Below are 6,803 nucleotides of genomic sequence, written 5' to 3' on the forward strand. Positions count from 1 at the left end.
TCGCCCCAGTCGATGCCGGTGTAGATCACGACCTGGATCACGTTGAGCGTGGGCTGCGGCGGATCCGCCGGCACGGCGTACCAGGTGGAGTGGATCGTCTCGACCGGGTTGTCCTCGTGATATCCGGTCGAGACCGAGAAGCCGTCAGGGGTGGACCACGTCGCAGCCGTCAGGTCGAGAGCCGCGAGCTGCAGCTCCTCGTCCCGCTCCTTGTCGTCCTCACCGCACTCGAGCAGCCAGGAGGGGATCTCGGTCGGCATCGTCGCGTCCTCGTCCGGCTCCCCGCTCGTGCCGGCGTCGGTCGGGCCCTCGGTCTCCTCGTTGCCGAACCCCGGAATCGCGCAGGACGCGAGCAGCGCGAGCGAGGCGACCGCCACGGTCGACTGGAGCCACCTACGCACCGGGGACCACCAACGACGCCGCGACGGCCTCGCAGCCTGCGACGATCTCGTCGCGGTAACGCTCCGCGGTCCACTGGCAGTACAGATGCAGCAGCTGGTCCTCGCTGAACAGCCACCAGCCGGTGTAGTCGTAGCTCGACAGCCCGATCTCCTGCCGGATCGCCGGGAGTCCCGCCAACGTGGTCATCTCGGCGTCGCCCAGCGACTCGGCGGCGATCTGGTCCCGGTAACGGGCGAGCTTCTCCTCCACCGCCTCCAACGGCACGCGACCGCAGCCGTCGGCGAGGTCGCCCCAGTCGACGCCGGTGTACAGCACGAGGCTGAGGACGTTCAGGCGTGGCATCGGAGGGTCGGTCGGCTCGGCCACCCAGTTGCTGTGCAAGGTCTCGACGGGGTTGTCCTCGATGTACCCGCTCGCCTCGGTGTAGCCGTCGGGCATGCTCCACGTCGCCTGCGTGAGGTCGAGGGTGCTGAGCTGCAGGCTCTCGTCGCGCTCGCCCTTGTCGTCGCCGCCGCACTCGAGCAGCCAGGACGGGATCTCGGTGGGCATCGTCGCGTCCTCGTCCGGCTCCCAGCTCGTGCCGGCGTCGGTCGGGTCCTCGGTCTCCTCGTTGCCGAACCCGGGAATCGCGCACGATGCGAGCAGGGCAGCCGCAGCCACCGCCACCAGCAGCCCCCGGGTCCCCCTGCTACGCACCGGCGACCTCGAGGGAGTCGACCAGCTCGTCACACCCGCCGAGCATCTTGTCCTTCTCTGCGTCCGAGGTCCACTGGCAGTAGAGGTGGATCAGCTGGCTGCGACTGAAGACCCAGTAGCCGCGGTAGGAGTACTCCGTGAGCGCGAGGTCCTGCTCGAGCGCGGGCAGGCCGGCGATCTCGAGCTCCGCCGAGTCGGTCAGCGCCTCCGCCTCGTTGCCCTCGCGGTACGACTCAAGGCGTTCGTCGATGGCCGCGATCGGCACGCGCCCGCACTCGTCGATGTCCTCGCCCCAGTCCAGCCCGGAGTAGACCACGACGGCCAGCACGTTCCGTGTCACCGGGTCCTCGGCGGGCTCAGCCGCCCAGAACGACTCGATGTGCTCGACCGGCAGATCCTCGGAGTAGGCGAATGTCTCGGCGAACCCGGTAGGCATACCCCACGTGGCGGCAGTGAGGTCGACGTCGGAGAGCTGCATCGTGGGATCGGCGTTCTCAGGATCACCGCACTCGAGCAGTGCGGCGTCGATCGAGGTGCTCGCGCCGGATGCCCCGTCACCGCTGTTCTCGGGGTCGTCGCCGTGGTCCCCCCCGCCGCCGCAACCGGTCAGCAGGAGCGCTCCTACCGCCGCGACCAGCGCGAACGTCCGTCGATGCCCCATGCGCAGTGTTCTAACACACCTGCGGTATCCGACCGATGGGCAGGTCAGCCCGTGGCCGACTCAACCGACGCGCAGGCTTCCGATCAGCTCCGCGCAGCCGGCGCGCACCTCGTCCTCATGGCTGGTCCACTGGCACTGGATGTTGAGCATGTCGGCGCGGCCGTAGATCCAGTGGTGCACCACGGTGATGCCGACGGACGGATAGGTGCGTTCCTCGACCACGACCGGCATGCCGGCAAGCTCGATCAGCTCCGGCTTCATCGTCACCTCGGAACCCGACTGCTCGTTATGGTCGGCCAGTCGAGCCAGCACCTCGTCGAGATCGAGGCGGTCGCATGCGTCGGCTACCGGTCCGTTCGCGAGCGTGCGGTAATGCACCCAGGCGAGGTTCTCGATGCCGGCGGGGCGGTCCAGCATGTAGTACGTGTCGTCGAGGTCATCGCCCTCGGCCGTCTGGATCTGCCCCAGCCCGCCGGTGCCGTCGGTGCTGAATCCCGGTGGGACGTCGTAGCCGATACGTGCGACGCTGTCGGGCACCCGGAGCGCCTCACCCTTGTCCTCGGGTGGGCATTCCCGCAGGTCGGTGGGCAGCTCGGTCGGGGCGTGCCCCGACTCGCTGCTCGTCGGCGCAGCGCCCGACGGCGGTGGGTCGCCTGAGCCGGCAGCGTCACCACAACCTGCGAGCAGCAGGAGGGTGAGCACAGCACACGTGAGCTGTCGAGCCTTCATGCCCGCCACCCTCGCACCCCATCAATGCGGGCGCGATGGACAGAGATCCCCGACGGAGCAGTCCCTGTCAGTTGTGCACGATCTGGTCGCCGATCGTGTGCAACCGGATCGAGTTCGTGCTGCCCGCCACGCCCGGCGGAAGTCCGGCGACGACCACCACGGAATCGCCCACCTCGGCCAGCTTGGAGTCCTGCACGACCTGGTCCATCTGCGCGACCATGTCGTCGGTGTGCTTGACCTGCGGGACGATGAACGCCTGGACGCCCCACGAGAGTGCGAGCTGATTCCGCACCGCGGGGATCGGGGTGAACGCGAGCAACGGGATCGCCGAGCGGAGCCGGGACATCCGCCGCGCACTGTCACCGGACTGCGTGAAGCACGCGACATACGTGACCTCGAGCGACTCGGCGATCTGCTTGGCCGCCCTGGTCATGACACCGCCGCGCGTGTGCGGCGGCACCGTCACACGCGTGACGCGCTCAAGCCCATGATCCTCGGTGTTCTCGATGATCCGCGCCATCGTGCGAACACACTCGATCGGGTACTCCCCCACGCTGGTCTCGCCGGAGAGCATCACGGCGTCGGCACCGTCGAGCACGGCGTTCGCGCAGTCGGACGCCTCGGCGCGAGTCGGTCGTGGCGCGGAGATCATCGACTCGAGCACCTGCGTCGCGACGATCACCGGCTTGGCCATGCGCTGAGCGATCTCGATCGCGGTCTTCTGCACCAGCGGCACCTGCTCGAGCGGAAGCTCGACGCCGAGGTCGCCGCGGGCCACCATGATGCCGTCGAACGCGTCGATGATCTCCGCGAGGTTCTCGACCGCCTGCGGCTTCTCGATCTTGGCGATGACCGGTGCGCGGTACCCCACCTCGTCCATGATCGCGCGGACGTCCTCGTAGTCCGCGGCGGAGCGGACGAACGAGAGCGCGATGAAATCCGCTCGCAGGTCCAGTGCCCAGCGCAGGTCCTCGGCGTCCTTCTCGCTCAGCGCGGGGACGTTGACGGCCACACCCGGCAGGTTGAGGCCCTTGTTGTTGGACACCGGCCCCGCGACCTCCACGCGCGTCACCACGCGGGGACCGTCGACCGCCGTCACGCGCACGGCCACGCGGCCGTCGTCGATGAGGATGATGTCGCCCGGCGAGACATCGCCAGGGAGCCCCTTGAAGGTCGTGGACACCAGTTCCTTGGTGCCCGGGACGTCCTCGGTGGTGATGGTGAAGGTGTCACCCTCGGCGAGGTAGTGCTTGCCCTCGACGAACCGACCGAGTCGGATCTTGGGCCCCTGGAGGTCCACCAGGACTGCCACGGCTCGTCCCGACGCCTCCGCCGCGGCCCGCACCCGCTCGATCACCACGGCGTGCTGGTCCGCGTCCCCGTGGCTCCTGTTGATCCTGGCCACGTCCATGCCGGCGTCGACGAGAGCTTGGACCATCTCCGTGCTCTCGGTCGCCGGGCCCAGCGTGCAGACGATTTTTGCTCTACGCATGCCTCAACCCTAGTAAGAAGTCAGTTGGTGAATGTGCGCCGTCTCAGACGGCGATGGACATCGTCGTCGGCTCGATAGGAGCCGGCAACTCCGTGTTTCCGCGGAGGTAGGAATCGACTGCCGCGGCGGCCGAACGGCCCTCGGCGATCGCCCACACGATCAGGCTCTGACCGCGGCCGGCATCGCCGGCCACGAACACGCCGGGGACGCTGGTCGCGAACTGCCCGTCACGCACGATACGGCCTCGCGGGTCCACTTCGAGACCGAGCTGGGACACGACGCCGTCGGTCTCCACGCTCGTGAACCCCATCGCGAGCAGCACCAGCTGCGCCGGGATCACGCGCTCCGTGCCGTCCACCGGCGTGGGACGGCCGTCGACGAACTCGACCTCCGTCACGCGGAGCTCTCGGACGTGGCCGTGCTCATCGCCCACGAACTCGGCCGTGGAGGTCGCGTAGACCCGGTCGCCGCCCTCCTCGTGCGCCGACGCGACCCGGAAGATCATCGGGTAGGTCGGCCACGGCTGCCCCTCGGGGCGATCCTCACCCGGGCGCGGCATGATCTCGAGCTGGGTGACGCTGCGCGCGCCTTGGCGAAGCGCGGTCCCCAGGCAGTCGGCTCCGGTGTCGCCGCCACCGATGATCACCACGTCCTTGCCCTGCGCCGTGACCTGGTCGGGCACTGCCTCACCGAGCGCGGATCTGTTGCCCTGCGGCAGGTACTCCATCGCCTGGTGGATGCCTCCCAGCTCACGTCCGGGGACCGGAAGCTCGCGACGCACCGTCGCACCCATCGCGAGCACCACGGCGTCGTACCGCTCCAGCAGGTCCGTGCCGGTCGTTCCCTCCTCGTGCCCGACGGCGACGCCCGGCCTGAATCGAGTGCCTTCCGCCGCCATCTGGTCCAGCCGGCGGTCCAGCACCGACTTCTCCATCTTGAACTCGGGGATGCCGTAGCGCAGCAGGCCGCCGATCGCGTCGTCGCGCTCGAACACCGCCACGGTGTGGCCCACGCGCGTGAGCTGCTGCGCCGCCGCTAGTCCCGCGGGACCGGATCCGACCACGGCCACCGTGGATCCCGTGAGCCTGCCGGGCACCTGCGGCTCGATCAGATCGTCCTCGAACGCCCGGTCCACGATCGAGACCTCGATGTTCTTGATCGTCACGGGGTCTTGGTTGATCCCGAGCACGCAGGACGTCTCGCACGGTGCGGGGCACAGCCGCCCCGTGAACTCCGGGAAGTTGTTCGTGGCGTGCAGTCGTTCGATCGCCTCGTCCCATCGGCCGAGCCGGGCGAGGTCGTTCCACTCCGGGATGAGGTTGCCCAGCGGGCAGCCGTTGTGGCAGAACGGGATCCCACAGTCCATGCAGCGGCCTGCCTGCCGGGTCAGCGCCGGGCCGTCGCTCTCGCGCTGTTCGTAGACCTCACGCCAGTCCTGCAACCGGATCGGCACCGGCCGCCGAGCCGGAAGCTCACGGTGCCGGGTCGTCAGGAAGCCCTTCGGGTCAGCCATGTGTCGCCTCCAGGATGCGGTTCCAGACCTGCGGGTCGGCCACGTCCACGCCCGTGGCCTCGGCCTCGGCGAGCAGCGCGGTCACGCGTGCATAGCCGGGTGGTTGCACCCGCGTGAACCGGGTGCGGATCGCGTCACGGTCGCCCGTGAGCTCGCCCGCGATCCGTGAGTCGGTGTGGCGATGGTGAGCAGCGAGCAACTCGGCGATCCGGGTGAGGTCCTCGTCGTCAGGGACGTCGAGCGCTACCTCCCCGGCTGCGATCGCGGGTCCGTTGACCAGGGCGGGGTCCAGGTCCAGCACGTAGGCCGTCCCACCGGACATCCCGGCCCCGAAGTTCCGGCCCGTGGAGCCGAGCACCAGCACCGTGCCTCCGGTCATGTACTCGCAACCGTGGTCGCCGACTCCTTCGACCACGAGCGTGGCACCTGAGTTGCGGACCGCGAAACGTTCCCCCACGACTCCTCGCAGGAAGATCTCGCCCGAGGTGGCGCCGTAGGCGATCACGTTGCCGGCGACCACGTTCTGGCTCGGCGAGAAGACCGCGCTGCGCTCCGGGCGCACCACGATCCGCCCACCCGAGAGTCCCTTGCCCACGTAGTCGTTCGCGTCCCCGTGCAGCCGCCACCTGATACCCGCCGGCAGGAACGCGCCCCGCGACTGTCCGGCGGACCCGGTCAGCGTGACGTCGATGGTGCCGTCGGGCAGACCGTCGGCACCGTAGCGGCGGGTGACCTCGGAGCCGAGCATCGTGCCGACCGTCCGGTTGACGTTGCGGACACGCTCCGCGATCTGGACGGGCTCACCACGTTCGAGGGCGGGCTCGGCCCGAGCGATCAGAGTGTTGTCCAATGCCCGGGTCAGTCCGTGATCCTGCGCCGTCACCTGGTGGGCCGAGGAGCCCTCGGGCAGGTCGACCTTGGTGAGGATCGGGCTCAGGTCGAGCCCGGCGGCCTTCCAATGATCGACGGCGGCCCGGGTGTCGAGCATCTCGACGGCGCCGACCGCCTCCTCGATGGAGCGGAACCCCAGCTGCGCGAGGTACTCGCGCACCTCCTGCGCCACGTACTCGAAGAACGTCACCACGAACTCGGGCTTGCCGGAGAACCTGGCCCGTAGCTCGGGGTTCTGGGTGGCCACGCCGACCGGGCACGTGTCGAGGTGGCAGACACGCATCATGATGCAGCCGGAGACGACCAGCGGCGCGGTGGCGAACCCGAACTCCTCGGCGCCCAACAGCGCGGCGATCACCACGTCGCGGCCGGTCTTCAGCTGGCCGTCGGTCTGCACCACGATGCGGTCGCGCAGGTTG

Annotated in this window: 7 protein-coding genes; all 7 read right to left on the minus strand. The window is 69.2% G+C overall.

Features of this window, described 5'->3' with window-relative positions:
* Nucleotides 1-401, minus strand: a 401-nt coding sequence (locus ACOJSN_RS05205; protein WP_420111448.1) for a hypothetical protein, incomplete at its 3' end; no start/stop codon positions are given.
* Nucleotides 394-1,098, minus strand: coding sequence for a hypothetical protein (locus ACOJSN_RS05210; RefSeq protein ID WP_420111449.1), 705 nt, complete (start codon nt 1,096-1,098; stop codon nt 394-396). The genes ACOJSN_RS05205 and ACOJSN_RS05210, both read right to left, overlap by 8 nt.
* The gene (locus ACOJSN_RS05215; RefSeq protein WP_420111450.1) at nt 1,091-1,759 is read right to left on the minus strand and encodes a hypothetical protein; all 669 of its coding nucleotides are present in this window, start codon (nt 1,757-1,759) and stop codon (nt 1,091-1,093) included. Before ACOJSN_RS05215 ends, ACOJSN_RS05210 begins: the two co-directional genes overlap by 8 nt.
* A 60-nt stretch (nt 1,760-1,819) precedes the next feature.
* The gene (locus ACOJSN_RS05220; protein WP_420111451.1) at nt 1,820-2,488 is read right to left on the minus strand and encodes a hypothetical protein; all 669 of its coding nucleotides are present in this window, start codon (nt 2,486-2,488) and stop codon (nt 1,820-1,822) included.
* 67 nt (nt 2,489-2,555) lie between these two features.
* A complete protein-coding gene (gene pyk, locus ACOJSN_RS05225) occupies nt 2,556-3,980 on the minus strand; it encodes a pyruvate kinase (protein ID WP_420111452.1) in 1,425 nt (474 codons plus the stop codon).
* A 43-nt stretch (nt 3,981-4,023) separates the two neighbouring features.
* On the minus strand, nt 4,024-5,493 hold the full coding sequence (locus tag ACOJSN_RS05230) for a glutamate synthase subunit beta (protein ID WP_420111453.1): 1,470 nt from the start codon (nt 5,491-5,493) through the stop codon (nt 4,024-4,026).
* A partial coding sequence (locus ACOJSN_RS05235) for a glutamate synthase-related protein (protein WP_420111454.1) occupies nt 5,486-6,803 on the minus strand: 1,318 nt, incomplete at its 5' end. The genes ACOJSN_RS05235 and ACOJSN_RS05230, both read right to left, overlap by 8 nt.

Origin of the sequence: Pseudactinotalea sp. (genome assembly GCF_048594945.1) — a bacterium.
Taxonomy (GTDB): Bacteria; Actinomycetota; Actinomycetes; order Actinomycetales; family Beutenbergiaceae; genus Pseudactinotalea.

Excerpts from the sequence above, each read along its gene's own strand:
- pyk (WP_420111452.1), bottom strand. The coding sequence starts at position 3,980 with ATGCGTAGAGCAAAAATCGTCTGCACGCTGGGCCCGGCGACCGAGAGC.
- ACOJSN_RS05220 (WP_420111451.1), bottom strand. The coding sequence starts at position 2,488 with ATGAAGGCTCGACAGCTCACGTGTGCTGTGCTCACCCTCCTGCTGCTC.
- ACOJSN_RS05215 (WP_420111450.1), bottom strand. The coding sequence starts at position 1,759 with ATGGGGCATCGACGGACGTTCGCGCTGGTCGCGGCGGTAGGAGCGCTC.
- ACOJSN_RS05230 (WP_420111453.1), bottom strand. The coding sequence starts at position 5,493 with ATGGCTGACCCGAAGGGCTTCCTGACGACCCGGCACCGTGAGCTTCCG.